The organism is Methylocystis sp. MJC1 (genome assembly GCF_026427715.1).
In the GTDB taxonomy this organism is placed as follows: Bacteria; Pseudomonadota; Alphaproteobacteria; order Rhizobiales; family Beijerinckiaceae; genus Methylocystis.
Genome location: NZ_CP107558.1, coordinates 1,114,932 through 1,132,147, shown reverse-complemented (window position 1 = coordinate 1,132,147; position 17,216 = coordinate 1,114,932). Strand labels below are relative to the sequence as shown.

Annotated in this window: 18 protein-coding genes; 6 read left to right on the top strand and 12 right to left on the bottom strand. The window is 60.9% G+C overall.

Annotated elements, in window-relative coordinates; genetic code table 11:
• Nucleotides 1–213 precede the first annotated feature (213 nt).
• On the bottom strand, nt 214–543 hold the full coding sequence (locus OGR47_RS05460; RefSeq protein WP_246729500.1) for a Flp family type IVb pilin: 330 nt from the start codon (nt 541–543) through the stop codon (nt 214–216).
• Between the two features lie 131 nt (nt 544–674).
• Between OGR47_RS05460 and OGR47_RS05455 the strand changes: the two genes are divergently transcribed.
• Complete coding sequence (locus tag OGR47_RS05455; protein WP_165047629.1) at nt 675–2,063, top strand: glutamate--cysteine ligase; 1,389 nt, start codon at nt 675–677, stop codon at nt 2,061–2,063.
• Nucleotides 2,064–2,105: 42 nt separating this feature from the next.
• On the opposite strand, the gene OGR47_RS05450 is transcribed toward OGR47_RS05455, so the two are convergent.
• Complete coding sequence (locus OGR47_RS05450; protein WP_165047627.1) at nt 2,106–2,411, bottom strand: hypothetical protein; 306 nt, start codon at nt 2,409–2,411, stop codon at nt 2,106–2,108.
• A gap of 240 nt (nt 2,412–2,651) precedes the next feature.
• On the bottom strand, nt 2,652–3,404 hold the full coding sequence (locus OGR47_RS05445) for a 16S rRNA (uracil(1498)-N(3))-methyltransferase (protein WP_165047624.1): 753 nt from the start codon (nt 3,402–3,404) through the stop codon (nt 2,652–2,654).
• A 165-nt stretch (nt 3,405–3,569) separates the two neighbouring features.
• Between OGR47_RS05445 and OGR47_RS05440 the strand changes: the two genes are divergently transcribed.
• Both OGR47_RS05440 and ubiA read left to right on the top strand, forming a co-directional pair.
• Nucleotides 3,570–4,022: a hypothetical protein gene (locus OGR47_RS05440; RefSeq protein WP_165047622.1), complete on the top strand. Its 453-nt coding sequence runs from the start codon at nt 3,570–3,572 to the stop codon at nt 4,020–4,022.
• Nucleotides 4,019–4,972 (top strand): 4-hydroxybenzoate octaprenyltransferase, encoded by a 954-nt coding sequence (ubiA, locus tag OGR47_RS05435; protein ID WP_165047619.1) that lies wholly within the window; start codon nt 4,019–4,021, stop codon nt 4,970–4,972. The genes OGR47_RS05440 and ubiA overlap by 4 nt, the downstream gene beginning before the upstream one ends.
• A gap of 87 nt (nt 4,973–5,059) precedes the next feature.
• Here the strand turns inward: ubiA and OGR47_RS05430 are convergent, their stop codons facing one another.
• Together OGR47_RS05430 and OGR47_RS05425 are read right to left on the bottom strand one after the other, a co-directional pair.
• A complete protein-coding gene (locus OGR47_RS05430) occupies nt 5,060–5,356 on the bottom strand; it encodes a hypothetical protein (RefSeq protein ID WP_165047617.1) in 297 nt (98 codons plus the stop codon).
• 204 nt (nt 5,357–5,560) lie between these two features.
• Nucleotides 5,561–6,226: a hypothetical protein gene (locus OGR47_RS05425; protein WP_165047615.1), complete on the bottom strand. Its 666-nt coding sequence runs from the start codon at nt 6,224–6,226 to the stop codon at nt 5,561–5,563.
• Between the two features lie 298 nt (nt 6,227–6,524).
• Here OGR47_RS05425 and OGR47_RS05420 point away from each other — a divergent pair, with 298 nt between their 5' ends.
• A complete protein-coding gene (locus OGR47_RS05420; protein WP_246729499.1) occupies nt 6,525–7,349 on the top strand; it encodes a L,D-transpeptidase in 825 nt (274 codons plus the stop codon).
• 12 nt (nt 7,350–7,361) lie between these two features.
• Here the strand turns inward: OGR47_RS05420 and OGR47_RS05415 are convergent, their stop codons facing one another.
• Complete coding sequence (locus OGR47_RS05415) at nt 7,362–7,664, bottom strand: NepR family anti-sigma factor (protein WP_165047612.1); 303 nt, start codon at nt 7,662–7,664, stop codon at nt 7,362–7,364.
• A gap of 193 nt (nt 7,665–7,857) precedes the next feature.
• Between OGR47_RS05415 and OGR47_RS05410 the strand changes: the two genes are divergently transcribed.
• The gene (locus OGR47_RS05410; protein ID WP_165047610.1) at nt 7,858–8,631 is read left to right on the top strand and encodes a DUF4239 domain-containing protein; all 774 of its coding nucleotides are present in this window, start codon (nt 7,858–7,860) and stop codon (nt 8,629–8,631) included.
• Nucleotides 8,632–8,640: 9 nt separating this feature from the next.
• On the opposite strand, the gene OGR47_RS05405 is transcribed toward OGR47_RS05410, so the two are convergent.
• The 3 genes from OGR47_RS05405 to OGR47_RS05395 form a co-directional block, all read right to left on the bottom strand.
• A complete protein-coding gene (locus tag OGR47_RS05405; RefSeq protein ID WP_165047608.1) occupies nt 8,641–9,444 on the bottom strand; it encodes a cyclase family protein in 804 nt (267 codons plus the stop codon).
• Between the two features lie 172 nt (nt 9,445–9,616).
• A complete protein-coding gene (locus OGR47_RS05400) occupies nt 9,617–9,913 on the bottom strand; it encodes a hypothetical protein (protein ID WP_165047606.1) in 297 nt (98 codons plus the stop codon).
• A 93-nt stretch (nt 9,914–10,006) separates the two neighbouring features.
• Complete coding sequence (locus OGR47_RS05395) at nt 10,007–10,300, bottom strand: hypothetical protein (protein WP_165047604.1); 294 nt, start codon at nt 10,298–10,300, stop codon at nt 10,007–10,009.
• Between the two features lie 472 nt (nt 10,301–10,772).
• Between OGR47_RS05395 and OGR47_RS05390 the strand changes: the two genes are divergently transcribed.
• Nucleotides 10,773–14,207 (top strand): outer membrane beta-barrel protein, encoded by a 3,435-nt coding sequence (locus OGR47_RS05390; RefSeq protein WP_165047602.1) that lies wholly within the window; start codon nt 10,773–10,775, stop codon nt 14,205–14,207.
• A 65-nt stretch (nt 14,208–14,272) separates the two neighbouring features.
• Here the strand turns inward: OGR47_RS05390 and OGR47_RS05385 are convergent, their stop codons facing one another.
• The 3 genes from OGR47_RS05385 to OGR47_RS05375 form a co-directional block, all read right to left on the bottom strand.
• Entirely contained in the window at nt 14,273–15,025 is a 753-nt protein-coding gene (locus OGR47_RS05385) for a response regulator transcription factor (RefSeq protein WP_165047599.1), read from the bottom strand.
• Between the two features lie 274 nt (nt 15,026–15,299).
• Nucleotides 15,300–16,418, bottom strand: a complete 1,119-nt coding sequence (gene hpnI / locus OGR47_RS05380) for a bacteriohopanetetrol glucosamine biosynthesis glycosyltransferase HpnI (RefSeq protein WP_165047597.1) — start codon at nt 16,416–16,418, stop codon at nt 15,300–15,302.
• Between the two features lie 132 nt (nt 16,419–16,550).
• Nucleotides 16,551–17,165: a YkoP family protein gene (locus tag OGR47_RS05375; protein ID WP_165047595.1), complete on the bottom strand. Its 615-nt coding sequence runs from the start codon at nt 17,163–17,165 to the stop codon at nt 16,551–16,553.
• Nucleotides 17,166–17,216: the final 51 nt, after the last annotated feature.

The following is a 17,216-nucleotide window of genomic DNA, read 5'->3' as shown; positions in this document are numbered from 1 at the left end:
GTCTGGACGTCCGCCCATATTTGGCGTCGATTGGCTCGAAGGAATGTGGCGCCGGTCCGAGTCTGTCAAGCGCCCTGCCAAAGCGCTGGGCGGGAGGCTGCCCTTGGCAGCCGGATGAAGGCGGCGGCGCCCCCGCGCGTCCTCGGCCGAGTAAGATGGCCCTTAGGCGACAATGGGCGGTTCGTTACGGCGCCTTGCTGCGGGCGTCAGATTTCAATTGAATTTAGAGCCGAGCTTGCCAAAGTACAAGGTCGACATCTGCGTTCCGATGGCCGTCGTCGCGCCGACGATGATGATTGAAACAAGCGACGCGATCACTGCGTATTCGATCGCGGTCGCCCCGCCTTCGTTCGCGATGAAACGATGAAACAAGCTGCGCATCGGGCCTCCACGCGAAAAAGATAAGGCCAGAAAACTCTCCAAACGCTTAACGGCGACGCTCCCGATCGAGGAGGCGCGCCTCCACTTGGGCATCCCTAAAAGCAAGCAAGGCGCCAACGGCGCTGGCGGCCCGCTCTTGCATCCAGTCTGCTTTTCCGGCATCCATCTGCGCCGACCGCTTGGCGCCACGCCAGCCTCTCGCGTATCCTAGAACTTGGCGCGGCCCTGCCTTCCTTCACCGCGCGCTCTTTTGGTCGCTACGACCGCTATCAAACGGAAAAATAAGTCAAAAAATGGCTCGCGACGTAACTGATTCGACGCCGATTGCGTCCCGAGACGCGCTGGTGGAATGGCTCGCAGCCGGTTGCAAAGGCTCCGGCGCGCCGTTACGCGTCGGCACGGAACACGAAAAAATCGCCTTCTACTCCGATCTGCTGGCGCCGGTTCCCTATGGCTGTGACGGCGGGCGCTGTGGCGTCGGCCGCCTGCTCGAGGGCGTCCAGGAAGCGACCGGTTGGGAGCCCATCATGGACCGCGAGGCGCTCATCGGTCTCGCCCAGACGGAAGGCGGCGGCGCGATCTCCATAGAGCCAGGCGGGCAATTCGAGCTTTCCGGCGCACCGTTACTCGATATCCACGCAACGGCGGCCGAGCTCGACGCGCATCTTTCGGCGCTGGCGGGCGTGGCGCATTCTCTGGGGGTCGAATTTCTCGATCTTGGCGCAAGCCCGAAGTGGTCGCGCGCCGAGACGCCGGCCATGCCGAAGCAGCGCTACAAGATCATGGCCGCCTATATGCCGAAGGTCGGCTCGCGCGGCCTCGACATGATGTTTCGCACCGCGACGATCCAGGCCAATCTCGACTTCGTCAGCGAAAAGGACATGGTCGAGAAAGTCAGGGTCGGCCTCGCGCTGCAGCCGCTGGTCACGGCGCTTTTCGCCAATTCGCCCTTCCTGGACGGCAAGCCCACCGGCCGGCTATCCGAACGCTCCACGATCTGGCTCGACACCGACGCCGACCGAACGGGCATGCTGCCTTTCGCTTTCGAAGAAGGCTTCGGCTTCGAGCGTTATGTCGATTACGCGCTGGACGTGCCGATGTATTTCGTCAAGCGCGGCGACATCTATCATGATGTCGCGGGCGCAAGCTTCCGCGACCTGCTCGAAGGCCGCCTGCCGCAGTTGCCGGGCGAGCGCGCCGTCATATCCGACTGGGCGAACCACCTTTCGACGATCTTTCCCGAGGTCCGGCTCAAGACCTATCTCGAAATGCGCGGCGCCGACGGCGGCCCGCGCGCCCATATGACCGCCCTGCCTGCGCTATTCGCCGGACTCTTCTATGACAGCGTTGCGCTCGACCAGGCGCTCCAGCTCACCAAGGGGTGGAGCGCGGCGGCGCGCCAGCGGCTGCGCGAGGACGTTCCCACCCTCGCCCTCGACGCGACAATCGACGGTCGCAGCTTGCGGGAGATCGGGCGGGATATACTCGCTCTCGCGAAGGCGGGCCTCGAGCAGCGGGCGCGCGTGAACGCACAAGGGGAAGACGAGACGATCTATCTCGCGCCTCTCGAAAAGATAATCTCGGAAGGTCGCACTTTGGCGCAGGAGCGGCTGGAGGCCTTTCATGGCCCTTGGGGCGGCTCGGTCGACGGCGCCTTCAGGGATTGCGTCATACCGCTCTGACATAAAACATCCCGCGGCCAAGCGCGGGATGGTCTTCCCTGCTCAGCGCGGGAAGAGATCGTTGAGGCCGAATGGCGCCATCGGCTGAAGGTGCGAAGCGCGCTGCACGCTGTCGCCCAATGCCGCATAGCCCATCGGCGCGGCTGGGGCGCGCGGGATATCAACGCGCACATGACCGCCGATCTTCACACAACCATTCGAGCCCGAAACGGCGACATAATCCGCGCCATAGCGCGCGCAATGATTCTGCGTTTCAGCTTTTGCGGGAGAAACATTTAGAGACACGACAATTGCCAGACCCGCGGTAAGGCCGAGTGGCGCAAAGGTGCGGAAATTGGCGAACATCATCAGGCGATCAGCCTCTCTTCAGATTGGACGACAAGTGGGCCGTCACAATCTCGAGCCGGAATAATTTCAGCAGAAGGGATCTGAGCGCACTCAATGCGACTCGCTCCCGCGATCTGGACACTAGACCTAAACATCGTGGCAGCATCGTGTCCCAATCTTTGGCGCCCTTTCGCTGTTGTGGAAAAACAACACATTGACATTTATTTTCCGTTTACGCCGACAGATTTGATTAAGGTCTCGTTACAGCACGTTACTATCCCAATCGCCGATAGCGGCCTGCACGATCGCTAGGGCCGCGACCGCTGCGGTATCCGCGCGCAGCACCCTCGGCCCGAGTGAGATTCGAGCGACATTCGAGACGCGCGCGATGGCGGCGCGCTCGTGTTCGTCGAACCCGCCCTCAGGGCCGATAAGCACGCTGACGCCCTCCCCCGATCGCCCCGAGAGCGCGGCGAAGGGATTGGCGATCGGCGCATCCTCGTCGCAGAAAACGAGCAGCCTCCGCGCGGGAAAGCCGGATAAGAAATCGGCGAGGTCAACCGCTTCCAGCGATTCGGGCACGGCAAGCACGCCGCATTGCTCGGCGGCCTCTATGGCGTTCGCCCGCAGCCGCGCCGAATTGACGCGCCGAACCTGCGTGCGGTTGGTAATGACGGGAACAAGCCGCCCGGCCCCCATTTCCGTCGCTTTCTGCGCCATATAATCGAGGCGCGCCTGCTTCAAAGGCGCGAAGCAGTAATCAAGATCGGCGATCGGCGTCTGCGCCCGCAGAAGCCTGCCGACCCGCAACGTCGCGGAACGCCGCGTTACGGCAGAAAGATGCGCGAGAAACTCGCCATCCCGCCCATTGAACAAAAGAATGGCGTCGCCCTCGCGAAGCCGCAGCACGTTGAGAAGGTAATTGAGCGCCTCGGGCGGCGGGACGATGTCGGCGCCCGGCGCGAGCGCCGCCTCCACGAAGAGCCGTTGCGCGGAAAAATCATAATGTGACAAGATGGAGTCCCGACTTGATGGCGTCTGGATTTGGCGCGCGCGGTGTTCCGCCGCAGCGCCGCCGCCATGAAGGCGCCGCTTTGTGCGCGGACAGGTTGACCAAAACTTGCGCGGGCGGCAAGCCTGCTGTTAACAGAAAGCTGCTTTGAAAGCGGGTCCAAACGAATGAAGTTCAGCCCCTCCACCTTCTTGCGCTCGGTTTCGGGCCTCTCCGCCCTGGCGCTGCTCGCCGGCGCTGGCGTCGCCAATGCGCAATCCTGCCAGGAGGACTTCCAGAAGCTGACGGAACGCCGCATGGCGCAAATCCAAGCGCTCAACAATATCGGGAAGGCCGGCAAGGGTAAGATGGACCCGAACGCCGCCTGCCCCGCCGCCAAAAAGCTTGTCGCCGTCGAGAGCGAGATGCTCGGCTACATGAGCAAGAACAAGGAATGGTGCAACATTCCGGATAATGTCGTGGACGGCTTCAAGCAGGCCGGCGCCAAGACGAAGACTTTCGCATCCCAGGCCTGCACCGCCGCGGCGAAAATGAAGCAGATGATGGAGCAGCAGCGCGAGCAGGCGGCAAGTGGCGGCGGCATGGGCGCGCCGCCCAAGCTCCCCGCCGGCCCGCTGTGAGCCTTGCGCAGCAAGACGGCGGCGCGGGAACCGCCCTCCCCGACGCTCAGACAAGCCATCCGCTCTGGCGCTACGCGCCCGAATGGCTGCGGCCCTATGTCCAGCTCGCGCGGCTCGATCGGCCCATTGGCTGGTGGCTCCTGCTGCTTCCCTGCTGGGAGTCGAGCGCTATGGCCTCGGCGGCCCTGCGCCAAGCGCCCAATCTTTGGCATTTGACGCTTTTCTTCGTCGGCGCCGTCGTGATGCGCGGCGCCGGCTCGACCTATAACGACTATGTCGACCGCAAGATCGACGCCAAGGTCGAGCGCACCCGTAACCGCCCGCTCGCCAGCGGTCGCGTCTCGCCGCGCGCGGCGCTCTGGTTCATCGTCGCGCAATGTCTCATCGGCCTTGCGGTGCTGCTCTCCTTCAACGGCTACACAATCGCGCTCGGCTTTCTTTCGCTTTTGATTGTGGCGGTCTATCCCTTCGCCAAGCGCTTCACGTCCTGGCCGCAAGCGATCCTCGGCTTCGCCTTCGCCTATGGGGCGATGCTCGGCTGGACGGCGCAGACCGGCGCGCTTGGCCTGCCGGCCCTGTTTCTTTATGCGAGCTGCATTCTCTGGACGATCGGCTTCGACACAATCTACGCTTTGCAGGACGTGCGCGACGACGCCATCGCGGGCGTGCGCTCGACGGCGCGGCTCTTCGGCGCGCATGTGAAGATGGCGGTCGGTGGGCTTTATGCCGGCTCGGCGCTCTGCGCGACGCTCGCGGCCTATGGGAGCGGCGGCGGCGTTTTCTCTTATCTCGGCGTCGCGGCCTATGTGGCGCATCTTGCTTGGCAGACGTCGCTGACGCGCGAGGACGCCCCGCCGGCGATCGCGCTGAAGCTGTTCCGCTCGAACCGGGACGCGGGTCTTCTGTTGTTCGGCGGCTTTATCTTGCAGAGCCTCGCCGGCGGGATCTGACGCGCGCTTACGTACGAAAACTCGGCGCGAGGCGTTCGCCGCCTCGCGCCCGAAAAGTGCAACAATCCGCGACCTGGCTTGTCGCCCCTATTTCCCTGGCCTCAAAAGAGCCCCGACCGCCATCCCGGCGATCGCCGCGATCAGGAGGGCTGTTATAGGCTGAGCGCGGACCGACGTTTCGACCGTCGAGCGCAGGTCCGAGAAGGTTTCGCTCGCGTTTTCTACTGCTTGTTGGCTTTGCTCGCGGACATTGGCGAGGGCCGCAGAGGCCTGATCGACGCCTTCCTCCGCCATGCGCCCGAGCTGATCGGAAGCCGAGATGGCCTGCCTGGCGGCGGAGTTGAGGCTGCTCGCGTAATCCTTGTTTCGTCTAAAGAGCGGCATCTATAGACCCTCGGTTGGAGCCCCCCATTTCCCGTGACGGATCAACCGGAGGCGCCCGGGGTTGTTCCTCGCCCGCGGACAAAAAGGGGCTGACGCAGCGAGGCAAGCGCCTTGCGCGCGCTTAGCGACGGAGACGAGAAAACCCCTTTGCCGGTCACGATCGCCCGATCTTAACTGCACGACGGCCGTCGCCGTTGGCCGCTTCTAGCCACCCGCAGCAGGCGTCTCCGGTTTCTCCTTCGTGGGCCACAGGTCCCGATAATGCTTTCTTGCCGCATCGATCAAAGCCTGGCCCTCGAGGCCGTCCGACGGATACATGGCTAGCCCCACAGGAAGCGACGGCGCGCCCTCCTCGATGGCCCCGCGCCGACGCGCCGCGGCGCTCAAGCGCGACGCAACTGTCTCCAGATCTTTCCTGCACGCGAGCAGGCAGACGACGACCACTATCTGGTCCTGCCCCAATAGGGCGACATGATCGGTTGGGCGCAAGGCGAGTCGGAAATCGTCGGCGAGAGCGCCAATTGACGCCTCTCCTGTAGCGGCGCCCGAGACGAGCTTCGGAAATTCGAAATAGATGAGGCCCACCGCGCGGCTCATCAGCGCGCTCGCCTTGGCGGCGTCCTCGATTTCGATGCAGAAATCCGCCAAATTCTCCGAGCCGGAAAACGGATTCTCCGGCAAATGCCGCGGGACAGACGAATGTCGATCCAACGCCGGCCGCCAATCCGAGCTAGAAATTGACGCCTCCGTATCCGCGGATGTGAAAGCATCCTTTCCGCGGCGAGATAGGAGATAGTAAAGGCCCGCGAGCGCCGCGATGGCCGCTGCGATCATCCGCAGATAATGGGGAAGATCGACGTCCTCGGGCATCTACTTGTCTCCGAGCGAATAGAGGAAGGCAAGGATATTCCTCTTGTTGGCGATGGTAAGGACTAATGGCGGCGCGCCGAAGGTATGATTACGCATGAGTTAGGAGGATGAGCGAAACAACGCAAAAACACATTTCGTCGAATCTTATAATTTGCCGCATTTCCGCTCGACGTGCGTGCGCGCACATCCGCTGGAGCCGTTAGGGGCTCGTCCCCTTTTTGCCGCTATTTCAGAGATAAATGCAGCGTGCGACGCTCAGCGGGCGCCGCGCGCTTGCTCCATGAAACGGATATGGATCTTGAGACGCCGCAACTCACTCATGCAGGTTCTCGCCGGTCTTTCGCTCTTCCTCGGCCAAAGTCCCCAGGCGATGGCTCAATTTTACACGCGCGACCCGGGCGACCCCTATCTCTACGACCGCGGCGGCTGGGGCGACAATTATGCCGAGCCTGACCTTTACAGCGGCGAATTCGATCGCCCGAGGCGGGCGCTGCCGAGGCGAAAACTGCGGCAGGACGAGCGTGACTATGGCGCATACGGGCCCGAAGGAGAGCTTGAACAACCACCATCCCGGGCGCAAAGGCGCGGCGGAGTGCGATTGGCCGCGCTGCCGCCAGACGCCGACCCCGCCTATTCGACGCCGCTCGATTTCGATGGACAGGTCGACCCCGGCGTCTCGACGAAAAATGTCGTAGACGATCCGACGGGCCAGTCGGCTGGCACGATCACAATCGATACGAAGACGCGCAAGCTCTACCTGTCGCTAGGCCGGGGCCAGGCCTATGAATATGGGGTCGGCGTGGGGCGCGAAGGCTTCGCCTGGAAGGGGAGCGCGCAAGTAGGACGCAAGGCCTATTGGCCTGGCTGGACCCCGCCGAAGGAAATGCTTCTGAGACGCCCAGACCTTCCCGACCACATGGAGGGCGGCATGGAAAACCCGCTCGGCGCGCGGGCGCTATATCTCTTCAAGGGCAGCAAAGACACGCTTTTTCGCATCCACGGCACCAATGAGCCGGAGACGATTGGCAAGGCTGTGTCGTCGGGCTGCATCCGCATGCTGAACGCGGATGTGATCGACCTCTACGGCCGGGTTTCGAAAGGAACGCGAGTCGTCGTGCTCTAAGCGCGCCGAGGACTAACGGCCCCCGGCTTCGAGCGCCTTGACCAGGGCCGTGAGACGCTCTGGAACAGGTTCGCGCAAGATCGTCTGGTAGAAATCGCGCAGTTGAGCGGTGACTCGATCCTCGGGTTCGCTTTTCCGACGAGAAGCGAGAAGCGCCGTCCCCTGATCGCCACGGAGCGCGGGGGCGCCGCTTGCCTTACCCGCGCGGCGCAGCAACGCTGAGCCGGCGAGATCGTCATAGATAGGACGCGCGCTTCGTCCGCCGCCACCGATGTCAGCGCGGCCGACTAAGGTTCGGGATTCCAAGCGGCTCATTGTTGCGCCTCGGAAGTTGCTGATGTGAGCGCTTCCGTCTGGGCGGAAGCGAATCATGTGCACTCAATTCAAATTGAAAATAATTAATTAACCACTAACGTTCCGGCCCCAGCGGCGTTTCCTATTTGACAACCTGCCCCGCCTCGCCTGAATTGGCCTTGATCACCTGATTTTTTTGGCCCGGAGAGAAAACTTGTTGCTTTTCCTGTGCTCGCTTCCCCTGTGGCTCGGGGCCTTTTTCACGGTGCTGCTGCCGACGGCAATCGCCATGATGGGCCCGGTCGTCGTACGAAAGCGCTATCCGCTTTCGGTCCTCGTCAAGAACAATGAGGTGGCCGGCTTCAAATTCGCAACCGTCGGCGTGATCTACGCCGTGATCCTTGCTTTCGCGATCGTCTCCGTCTGGGAGAAGTTCAGCGAAGCCGAGCTTCTCGTGCTGCAGGAGGCCGGATCCTCTGCGACACTCTACCGCCTCTCGGCGGGCGCTGACGAAGCCGCCGCAGCGACGCGAACCGCAGTAGACACATATCTAAAAACGGTGATCGAAGACGAGTGGCCGCGCATGGCCGAGGGCGGGGAAAGTCGCGAGACCGCCAAGGCGCTCGATGACGTCTACACCGCCGCGATGCGGCTGGGCGACAGCAAGCCGTCTGCGATCGGCGTCGAGATCATGAGGGAGCTCGGCAATATTACCCAGGCGCGGCGCGGCCGGCTGCACTTGGCTATGGGCGTCGTCCCGCCGGCGCTCTGGACGATGCTCGTCTTCGGCGCGTTGCTGACAGTCGGCTTCACCTATTATTTCGGCGTGGAGAATCTGCGTTCACAAGTGACGATGACCGGGGGCCTCGCGTCCATCGTCTTTCTCGGCCTCTTTGTCATCGTCAGCTACGATCACCCCTTCACGGGCGAGGTTTCGGTCGAGACGCATCCGTTGACGGCGGTTTTGCGAAACTTCCATCACGAATAGATCGCTTCGTCAGCGCGGCGCGAAAGCGATGACTCGCGCTGGCGCACCTGAACCCTGCGCAATCTTCATCGGCATTGCCATGACGATCGTCCCTGTCGCTGGAAGCTGATCGAGATTTGTCAAATTCTCGAGGCCGGGAACGTTCGCCGCGCCGATAACGCGATGCACGAGGAATTCCTTCGACGCGCCGACGTCGACGCTCGCCGTATCGACGCCGATCAGCGACACATGCCGTTCAGCGATCAGCGTGGTCGCGGCCTCCACGCCGAAAGACGGGAAATGGAGATGGTCGACGGCGCCCGGCGTATCGTCGCCGAGATATGCCTTGCGATCGGGCCAGCGCGCGCTCCATCCCGTACGCAAGAGAACAATCGCGCCGTCGGGAATGCGGCCGTTTGCCTCCTCCCATGCGGCGATGTCCGCGGGAGTGAGGGCGTAGTCGGGGTTTTTCGCCGCGCTCCGGGAAATATCGATGATCACCGCCGGGCGGATCAAGCGATCGAGCGGGATCTCCGAATTGGTCCAGCGGTTCTCGGCGAAATGCATCGGCGCATCGATATGGGTGCCGCCATGTTCGGGAGAGCAGAAAGCGTTCGAGTAATAGAAGAAGCCGCCCTTGGTGACGCCCTTGTGCTCTTGCTTGAGCTCAAACCCAGTAGGCTCGGTCGGCCAATAGATGGTGTTGGCGTCATAGGGGTGGCTCAAGTCCACCACCTTCGACGCGGAGAGGTCGATAACCTGCGCATATGCGCCGCAGAGCGCCGCAGCGGACAGCGCCAATCCGAGCAATGTTTTCTGAAGAAGCCGCCTCATCGCCTCGTTCTCCATCATCCTGCAGGAGGTTAATGAGATTGCCTGTCGGAGATGAATTTGCCAATGCGGTTGCGGGGCGAACAACCCCAAAGGTTGCGCCCCGCGCTCCAAACAGAGCCTCGCCGCTTTTTCATTTCATTGCTTTTCTGTGCGTCGACGCCCTGGCTGAAGATTATTGGCCCGACGCGATAAAGGGTGACGTTGTACCGATCTGGAGAATGGCCGCGCGGTTGACATAGCCGCTTTGGGTTACGTCGGCAGAGGCGACCGGGCCGATCTGATTGGCTCGGAAGATATTGACCGCGCTCCCCTGGTGTGCGGCGACGCCGGTATTTTGACCGATTTGCACGGCGGCTATGACGCTGATCTGCGGCGAGTCGAACCCATAAATTTGATTGACTTGTAAGGGCTCAGCGCCCGCCGCGAGCGTTCCAGCGCAAAAAACGGCGGAAATTGTGACGCAGCGCATGCTTTGCTCCTGCTCATAAATACTTATCCGCAGCAAAAGCGCCGGCGACTTGCTTGCCAGGCCCCTTGCGCCAAAGCCTCCTTCTCGAAACGCTCAAAAGCCGCCCGAGAAAGAGGAAAGCGGAAGGATCGAAATTTGATTGATCGTGGCGCTCTGGTAGACCAACGAGCCTTGAGAGGCGCCAAAGATATATTGGCCGATTTGCGCGACATTGCTTGTGTGTCTGCCCGTATTCTGCCCGATTTGAGCCTGTTGAAGCGCGAAGGCGCCATTGATGTCGCCAGCCATCTGCGTGACCACGGCGACATTTGGAATGCTTTGCGGGCTTGCCAAAGCGAAGCTGGAGGAAAGGAAAAAAGCCACGGGAGAAGCCAGCATTTTTCTCATGAACGCACCCTCCAGAACTACTTGTACACTTGGCAGTTTTACTTCGGTCGCTCGATAAAATCCTATGATCGAAAGCGCTGTCCTGATAGGCGCCCTTTTGGCTTAACTTAAAATAAGTAGCTGCGAAGTTCATTCCCGAAACGACTACCTCAGCTTCACAAGGAAGCGCAAAGCCGCACGGTTGCGCCTATATAAGTAATAATACGCAGAAATACGTATGATTACGTATTTTATGTGTTGTAAAAACATCGCATTGCCTGAAAACAGCCATCGATATCGAATCGAATACTGGCACGATCGCTGCCACGGCGCTTAAATTTAGGCAATGCGCTCCCCCACCCGGCAATTCCCTTCCCGCAAATAGGCAAAGAAACCTTTGGCTAAGCACAAGAAGTGGTCGAAGCATCCACGCCTTGGTCCTGGCGCTTATTGCCTGGCGGCTTGCGCTGCGAGCGTCGCATGGCCTGCGTCCATGGCTCGAGCGCAAGTATTGAACCCGACAGTGCTCGCGCCAGCGGCAAAACTGCCGCAAGAGCGCGAGGTGCAAACGGTCGCCTCGCGTGGACGAGGCGGCCTTCAAGCGCCCAAAGGGGCGGAAAAGAAATTCGTCACCGTCCGCGCCGTCACGATCACCGGCGCATTTCCTGAGCTTGGCGAGCAGAATGCCGCGCTCGCCCAGAGGCTCCAGGGCAAACGGCTGAGCCTCGCCGAGATTTATCAGGCGGCCGCTGAGCTTCAGGCAGCCTATACGAAGGCCTTTCCACTCGCGACGCTTTCAGCGCCGCGGCCGGATTTCGCCAATGGCGATGTAAAGCTCGAGGTAACTGACGGCTTTATCGAGAAACTCGATCTCTCCGCGGTTTCCGAACGCACTCGGGAGCTTGTGCGCGCGCGGCTACAGCCGCTCGTCGGCCAGCGCCATCTGGCCGCCGCGGAATATCAGCGGCGCACCTTGCTCATCGGAGCGATCGCTGGCGTCAGCGGTCAGGCAGCAACAACGCCGCTCGACTCCTCCGACGGTTACGCGCTGATTGTCTCGGTGGCGGAAACCCGCGTCGCCGGCGCGAGCGCGATCACCAATCGTCTGCCGCGCGAATATGGGACTTGGGAATTCGCCCAGTCCTTCGCACTGAACAACGCCCTGGGTTGGGGCGAACAAATCTCCGGCGCTGTGTCGTCGACCCCGGATTTCGACCGCTATTTTAGCGGAACCTCGAAAAGCGAAGCCTATAGCACCGATATTTTCGTGCCGATCGGCGCCGACGGTCTGGCCTTTGGCGCAGGCTATCTCATGGCGCGGTCCCGCCCTTCCCCCTATTTCTCTACTCTTCCAGACGACCTTCTCTTTGCGGGGGAGCGAGTCACGGGCCGCTTCGACCGCGTCTATGCGCGCGTCGCCTATCCGCTCTTCCTCACGACGGATCTCACGCTGCGCGTTCAAGCGGACGCCGAGCACATCAACAACCGCTACCGTTACGGGCCCCTGCCCCTCGGTCTCGTTTACCCGGTCTGGACTCCCACTCCCTCTCCGCTCCAGGACATTTTCAGAGACCGCTACAGCGTTCTTCGATTGTCCAGCGACACGAAATATCGCCTTCCCTGGTTTGAGAACGCCACCTTCACCGGACTTGTCGCATATGCGCGGGGGCTGGGCGGGCGTTTGGATAGCACGGACATTGCCTTTGGCCCGCCGCTATCGCACCTGGGCGCGAGCCCCAGTTTCAACCGGCTGAACCTGAAAGGCCGCCTGGACGTCGGCCTGCCGGAAAACTTCATCTTCTCCGCGATCGGCCGCATGCAGACAAGCTTCGGCAAGCCGCTCATGCTCCCGGAGAATTTTCTGATGGACGGGCCCGAGGCGGTGTCGGGCTATGCGTCCGGCACGCTCAACGTCGACCGCGGCGCAACCGCCCGCGCGGAACTGTCTAGGCCGGTCAATCTCGCCCTCCTCGGCTATAATCATCTGGTGGCGCCTTACATCTTCGGCGCCTGGGGCAGCGGCGTGCGAGAAGACCGGCCACCCGGATTCTTCCGGCATCTTTGGGCGGAGACCTTTGGCGGCGGCGTACGGACCGATACAAATTTCACAGGCACGCCCTTCGGCGAGTCGCTGTCGATCGAATTTGGCCGCGACCTGTCAAACATACCGTTCCGCGAACGCGGCTATCGAACCAATGTGAATTACAACATGCGCTTCGCGGGTGCCCCCTTCGCGCCCGAGGCGACGCCGGCTTCCCCTACCGGCATCTTCAAAAAAGGCTCGCCGGAGGAAAAGCCGGCGCCCGCCTTATGGGAAGGCTTCTACGCAGGTCTGAATGCTGGCTACACTTGGGACCCAATGCCCGAGATCGCCACGGCTGGCGCGCCGCTCTGGACGGGCATCGACTCCTTTTTTACCGGGATAACGCCCCATTGGCTCGCATCGGCAAATGGCCTGAGGGGCCGAGCGATCGAAGCCGGAGGCGGTTTCATCGGCGGCGCGCAGACAGGCTATAATTTACAATTCGGCAAAGTCGTCGCCGGTCTGGAGACGGACATCCAAGGATCGAACGCGCGGACCCGGCACGGCCTCTCAAACGCCACGGCGTCCTATTTCGAGATCGATACAAGAAATCAGCTCTTCGCCATCGAGCCTTTGGCAACGCGCATCGACCACACGAAGAACGTCGACTGGCTCGGAACGACGCGCGGCCGGCTCGGCTATCTCATTACGCCGACGTTCCTCGCCTATGCGACAGGCGGTTTGGCTTACGGCGACGCGCGCGCGAGCACTTTCGTTCGGCAGAACTGGGCGCCCTTCGCGCCGCTCGGCCCGTTTTTGCAATCCGCCGGCGCAACCGGCGGCTACTCAGGCTTCAGGGTTGGATGGACGATCGGCGCAGGTCTCGAATGGATGTTCGCGCCCAACGTAAGCGTGAAGGCCGAGTATCTGCATTACGATCTTGGAAGCGTGAATTACGCGCTCTCTCCTCTCGTCACCAACCTCACTGTAACTGGCGATCGCAATGTCATCCTGCCTGGCGCGCACACGCAATTTCGCGGCGACGTCGCGCGCCTGGGCCTCAATTATTTCTTCGGCCGGGCAGCGAGCGAATCTCCGGCCAAGACTCCGGCGGCGTTCACGCAAGGCTTCTATGCCGGGCTCAACGCCGGCTACGCTTGGGACGCGCACCCAACCGTAGCAATGGCTGCCGCCCCGGTGCAGGCTGATATTGACCGGACGGTTTTTGCCAATCTCGTCGGCCCCATGGCCGCAAGCGCGACAGGCGTTTCGAGCGCGCCCGCCAATGGCGCGCTGGGCGGTGGCCAAGCTGGCTACAATTGGTTGATCGGCAATTATCTTCTTGGCGTCGAAGCCGACATGCAGGGAGCGAGCCAAAAAGGCCGCGGCGGCTTCATTGGTTTGGCCCCCAATTCAGTCGTCGGCGTCCCGTCCGGCGTCTCCAGCACGGCGGTCCAGAACGAGAAAACGCTCGACTGGTTCGGCACCTTACGAATACGCGGCGGGTTCCTGCTGACGCCCTCGTTTCTCGCCTATGGAACCGGCGGCCTGGCCTATGGCGGCGCGACAGTTCAAAACTGGATCGCGCATCAAAGCGACTCGTCCGTTCTTTTCCTCCAGTCGATGGGCTCTGCCGGAAATTTTTCGGCTGGCCGAGTTGGATGGACGCTCGGCGCGGGCCTCGAGTGGAAGTTCGCTCCAGACATAAGCTTGAAGGCCGAATATCTCCATTACGACCTTGGGCGGGTTCAATATGCGGCCGGCGCGATTTCGACCCAGTTCTTCGGGGCCCTCGCCAACAAAGCCGCCCTATCGGCGAGCACGCGATTTGGCGGAGAAATGGCGAGGCTTGGTCTGAATTACCACTTCGACCCCACCAAGGCGCTACCGACCTTCAATCAGTAACCCGCATCACACGCGAAAAAACCGCGGGCAATTTGCGCCGCGGCTTTTATTCGTTGCAGGCCATGTCACGCGCATAAAGGCGGCGGCGATTCCTCCTGCTGCCCCGGCTGGCCGCGAACAATCTCCGCGATCCGGATCACCGCTTCGGTGCGGTTGCGCACTTGCAGCTTGCGCATGACGTTGCGGATATGGACCTTCACGCTGCTCTCGCTCATGCTGAGCTCATAGGCGATGACCTTGTTGGATTTGCCTTTGAGCAGCGCCTTTACGACATCATTTTCGCGTGCTGTGAAATCGAACTTCGCGTCGCAGCGAATGCTGTCGTGCGACTCTTCCTGCCGTGTTTCCATCAGGACATTCGCGGGCACGAACACGCCGCCCACGAGCACGAGCTTGATCGCCCTGGCGACAACTTCGAGCGGCGTATCGCTCGGAATATATCCCTTGGCGCCACACCGCAGGCTGTTGGCGATCTGGCTTCGGTTTTCGTTATCCGAGAAGAGGATAACCGGAACATCCTTCTCCCATTGCGCCAATTCCCGGATCAGCTCCGATTGCTCGCTCTCGATCTGCTTGTCGACGCCGCTGAGGATAATGACACAGGCGGCGGCGCCTGTCGGATCCTGACTCCAGGCTGCGACGTCGGGAAAGGTGAGAATTGGCAATCCGAGCTTCTTTTGCAGGCACATGGCCAAGCACTCTCGAATGAGCGCCCTCGTTTCGATGATGACGACGGACGGCGAGAAGGCGTCGGATAAGTTCTGGCTCGCGAAAATCTCTTCACGCGAAAAGATCTCGTCTTGAGCTTCTCCAATCATGGGCAACCCCCTACGCAAACGACAACACAACGCGGATTTAAACTTTAGCCAGATTAGTTTTCGTTGCAAGATAAATTTAACGAATCCGTCAAGTCCGAGAAAAGGTCATTAACAGCTAAATTACACCGCCAAGCTACATGCAATAGTTCAGTCGATTATATGTATAACTACTTAGGTTGGGCGGAATGCAAGACATTACGGCCAGACGATGTGTTTTTCGTTGTAATCCCGCCTTATCAACTACGAACAAAGCCTCCTGCAGCGTCGTCGTGGTTCAAGACTGTCCTTGCTCTTGTCTCTCACGCCATTTCGACGCCTTCAGAACCCCTGAGCCTGTCACATCGAAATCCATCCCTCGCCAATTAACTTGGGTTCCGCAAAAGCTCAGGAAGAAGACCAGAAAAGAAAGAAGCTCCCTGAAGGGCAAAAGCATGTAAGGCTGCCTCGGCAGCCTGAATGTTCGCTCCACGGCGACGCACAGCAACGCGCGCAGAACCAAGCTGCACCCGACCAAGGCGACATTTTCTCCCCCCTCCAGGAGCGCGCCTCCCAGAGCTAAGGGAAATGGATGCGTGATAAACGCCCCGGCATAGCCAATCGGATTGATGCACTTTACCGTTCTAGCCGCGCGCAGCTCCTGCGTCAGGAGCAATCCCAGAGTTTCCGAAAAACAATGGTGCGCGACTGTGAATGTCGGTATCGCCACATCGTAACCCGCGCGCCGAACTGCTCGTCCAATTTCGTAGTCATCCGCCAAATGTTCCGCGAAACGCTCGAAGCCGCCAAGCGCCTGCAATGTCTGCTTTCGAATTGCGATCGTCGACCCACAGCAGGGTTGGTCGAGCTCGAATGTAACCGCAACAATCATGCTCGGCAGAAAGTGGCTGTTGATCGCAAGCGCTGCATAGCGCGCCCATAAGCCGCTGGCAGGAACCCCGTGGTAGAGGCAGGTGACGGCCCCGACATTATTGCGATGCAGATGGGCGACGACCCTCCCTAGATAATTCGGTCCGACCTCTATGTCGCTATCCGAGATGACCAGCAGATCGTTCTCGGCCGACCGGACCATATTCGCGAGGTTGGAAACCTTTTTATTGAGCCCGTGCTGCCTGGCGTTCACGATCAAATCGACCGCGTCGCCGCGGGATTTCTGAATCTGACGCACGCGCGCCGCCGCCGCGTCGGCGTCGTCCCTGACGCCGCAGACCATTTGAATCGCCCCTTCGTAAGCCTGCTCGAAATTGCCTAAAAGCCGGAGGAACAGCCCAGGCTCGTCTCCGTGCAGCGGCTTCAACAGGCTGACCGGCGCCTGGCAAAAGGCTTCGGGATCGCGCCGTCGCGAAAATCGCCAAACGGAGAAGATCGCGACGACCAAATAAACACAACCGAGCATTGCACTGGATTCGCATAGGGCAGAAAATACGCTCAGCATGTTCTGCATCGGAGATCATCTTCATTCGAGGACAAACACAGCGGGCGGCTCCGCATGGTCTCGCGAGGCGTCCCTCGACTTGGCGCAAGCGTTTCAGCCGGCGTATCTATTTTCGAGCGTGCGCCGCGAAAGATAGGTCAAGGTTCGATCACGCCAGAGCGTATCGCCTCTTACCGAGCCCGGATTACGCGCCAGTGCGAGCATGGTGACGAGCACATTCTCACCCAGCCGATGGAGAGTTCGAGCGAACGACGGCGGTTCCAGTTGGGAGACTCTTTCAAACCCGTATCTCGCGGCAATCCGCGCGCTTTGATCAGAACGATGCTGCGCGCCGAGACTCATATTCCCGCGGATCGCTCGGATGTCGTCGAGGTCGCGCCGCGCCGCAAGAAATTTCGCGAGCTCCGAAAGTGAAAGCTCGACGCAGCGCTCGATCCTTCGGGCAAAAGCAAGCGTCGGCGCGCCATCTGGCATGCGTGGGATTTGCTCATTCCACAAATGGAGATCGATCACGCGATCGCCACGCCGCAACCTGGTCCCGTCATCCAGCTGCAGATCGCCTTCGCAGTTGATGATCTGCAGACGAAACACGCAATCCGGCGAATTCGAATATTCTATGACCTGCAGGCGGTCGCGTAGGCGGCGATCGATCGCCTCCACCATTGGCGTCAAAGCCGCCAAATACGCACGCCCCATTTGCTTGGCCATAGCGTCGCTCGTAGAAAACATACACAGCAGGATAAGCACGCCTGCCTCTCG

What these genes read in the sequence shown, in the direction of transcription:
- OGR47_RS05430 (WP_165047617.1), bottom strand. Translation starts at nt 5,356, where the DNA reads ATGCCGCTCTTTAGACGAAACAAGGATTACGCGAGCAGCCTCAACTCC.
- OGR47_RS05455 (WP_165047629.1), top strand. Translation starts at nt 675, where the DNA reads ATGGCTCGCGACGTAACTGATTCGACGCCGATTGCGTCCCGAGACGCG.
- OGR47_RS05405 (WP_165047608.1), bottom strand. Translation starts at nt 9,444, where the DNA reads ATGAGGCGGCTTCTTCAGAAAACATTGCTCGGATTGGCGCTGTCCGCT.
- OGR47_RS05400 (WP_165047606.1), bottom strand. Translation starts at nt 9,913, where the DNA reads ATGCGCTGCGTCACAATTTCCGCCGTTTTTTGCGCTGGAACGCTCGCG.
- OGR47_RS05375 (WP_165047595.1), bottom strand. Translation starts at nt 17,165, where the DNA reads ATGGCCAAGCAAATGGGGCGTGCGTATTTGGCGGCTTTGACGCCAATG.
- hpnI (WP_165047597.1), bottom strand. Translation starts at nt 16,418, where the DNA reads ATGCTCGGTTGTGTTTATTTGGTCGTCGCGATCTTCTCCGTTTGGCGA.
- OGR47_RS05450 (WP_165047627.1), bottom strand. Translation starts at nt 2,411, where the DNA reads ATGATGTTCGCCAATTTCCGCACCTTTGCGCCACTCGGCCTTACCGCG.
- OGR47_RS05440 (WP_165047622.1), top strand. Translation starts at nt 3,570, where the DNA reads ATGAAGTTCAGCCCCTCCACCTTCTTGCGCTCGGTTTCGGGCCTCTCC.
- OGR47_RS05460 (WP_246729500.1), bottom strand. Translation starts at nt 543, where the DNA reads ATGCCGGAAAAGCAGACTGGATGCAAGAGCGGGCCGCCAGCGCCGTTG.
- OGR47_RS05395 (WP_165047604.1), bottom strand. Translation starts at nt 10,300, where the DNA reads ATGAGAAAAATGCTGGCTTCTCCCGTGGCTTTTTTCCTTTCCTCCAGC.
- OGR47_RS05385 (WP_165047599.1), bottom strand. Translation starts at nt 15,025, where the DNA reads ATGATTGGAGAAGCTCAAGACGAGATCTTTTCGCGTGAAGAGATTTTC.
- OGR47_RS05425 (WP_165047615.1), bottom strand. Translation starts at nt 6,226, where the DNA reads ATGCCCGAGGACGTCGATCTTCCCCATTATCTGCGGATGATCGCAGCG.
- OGR47_RS05415 (WP_165047612.1), bottom strand. Translation starts at nt 7,664, where the DNA reads ATGAGCCGCTTGGAATCCCGAACCTTAGTCGGCCGCGCTGACATCGGT.
- OGR47_RS05390 (WP_165047602.1), top strand. Translation starts at nt 10,773, where the DNA reads ATGGCTCGAGCGCAAGTATTGAACCCGACAGTGCTCGCGCCAGCGGCA.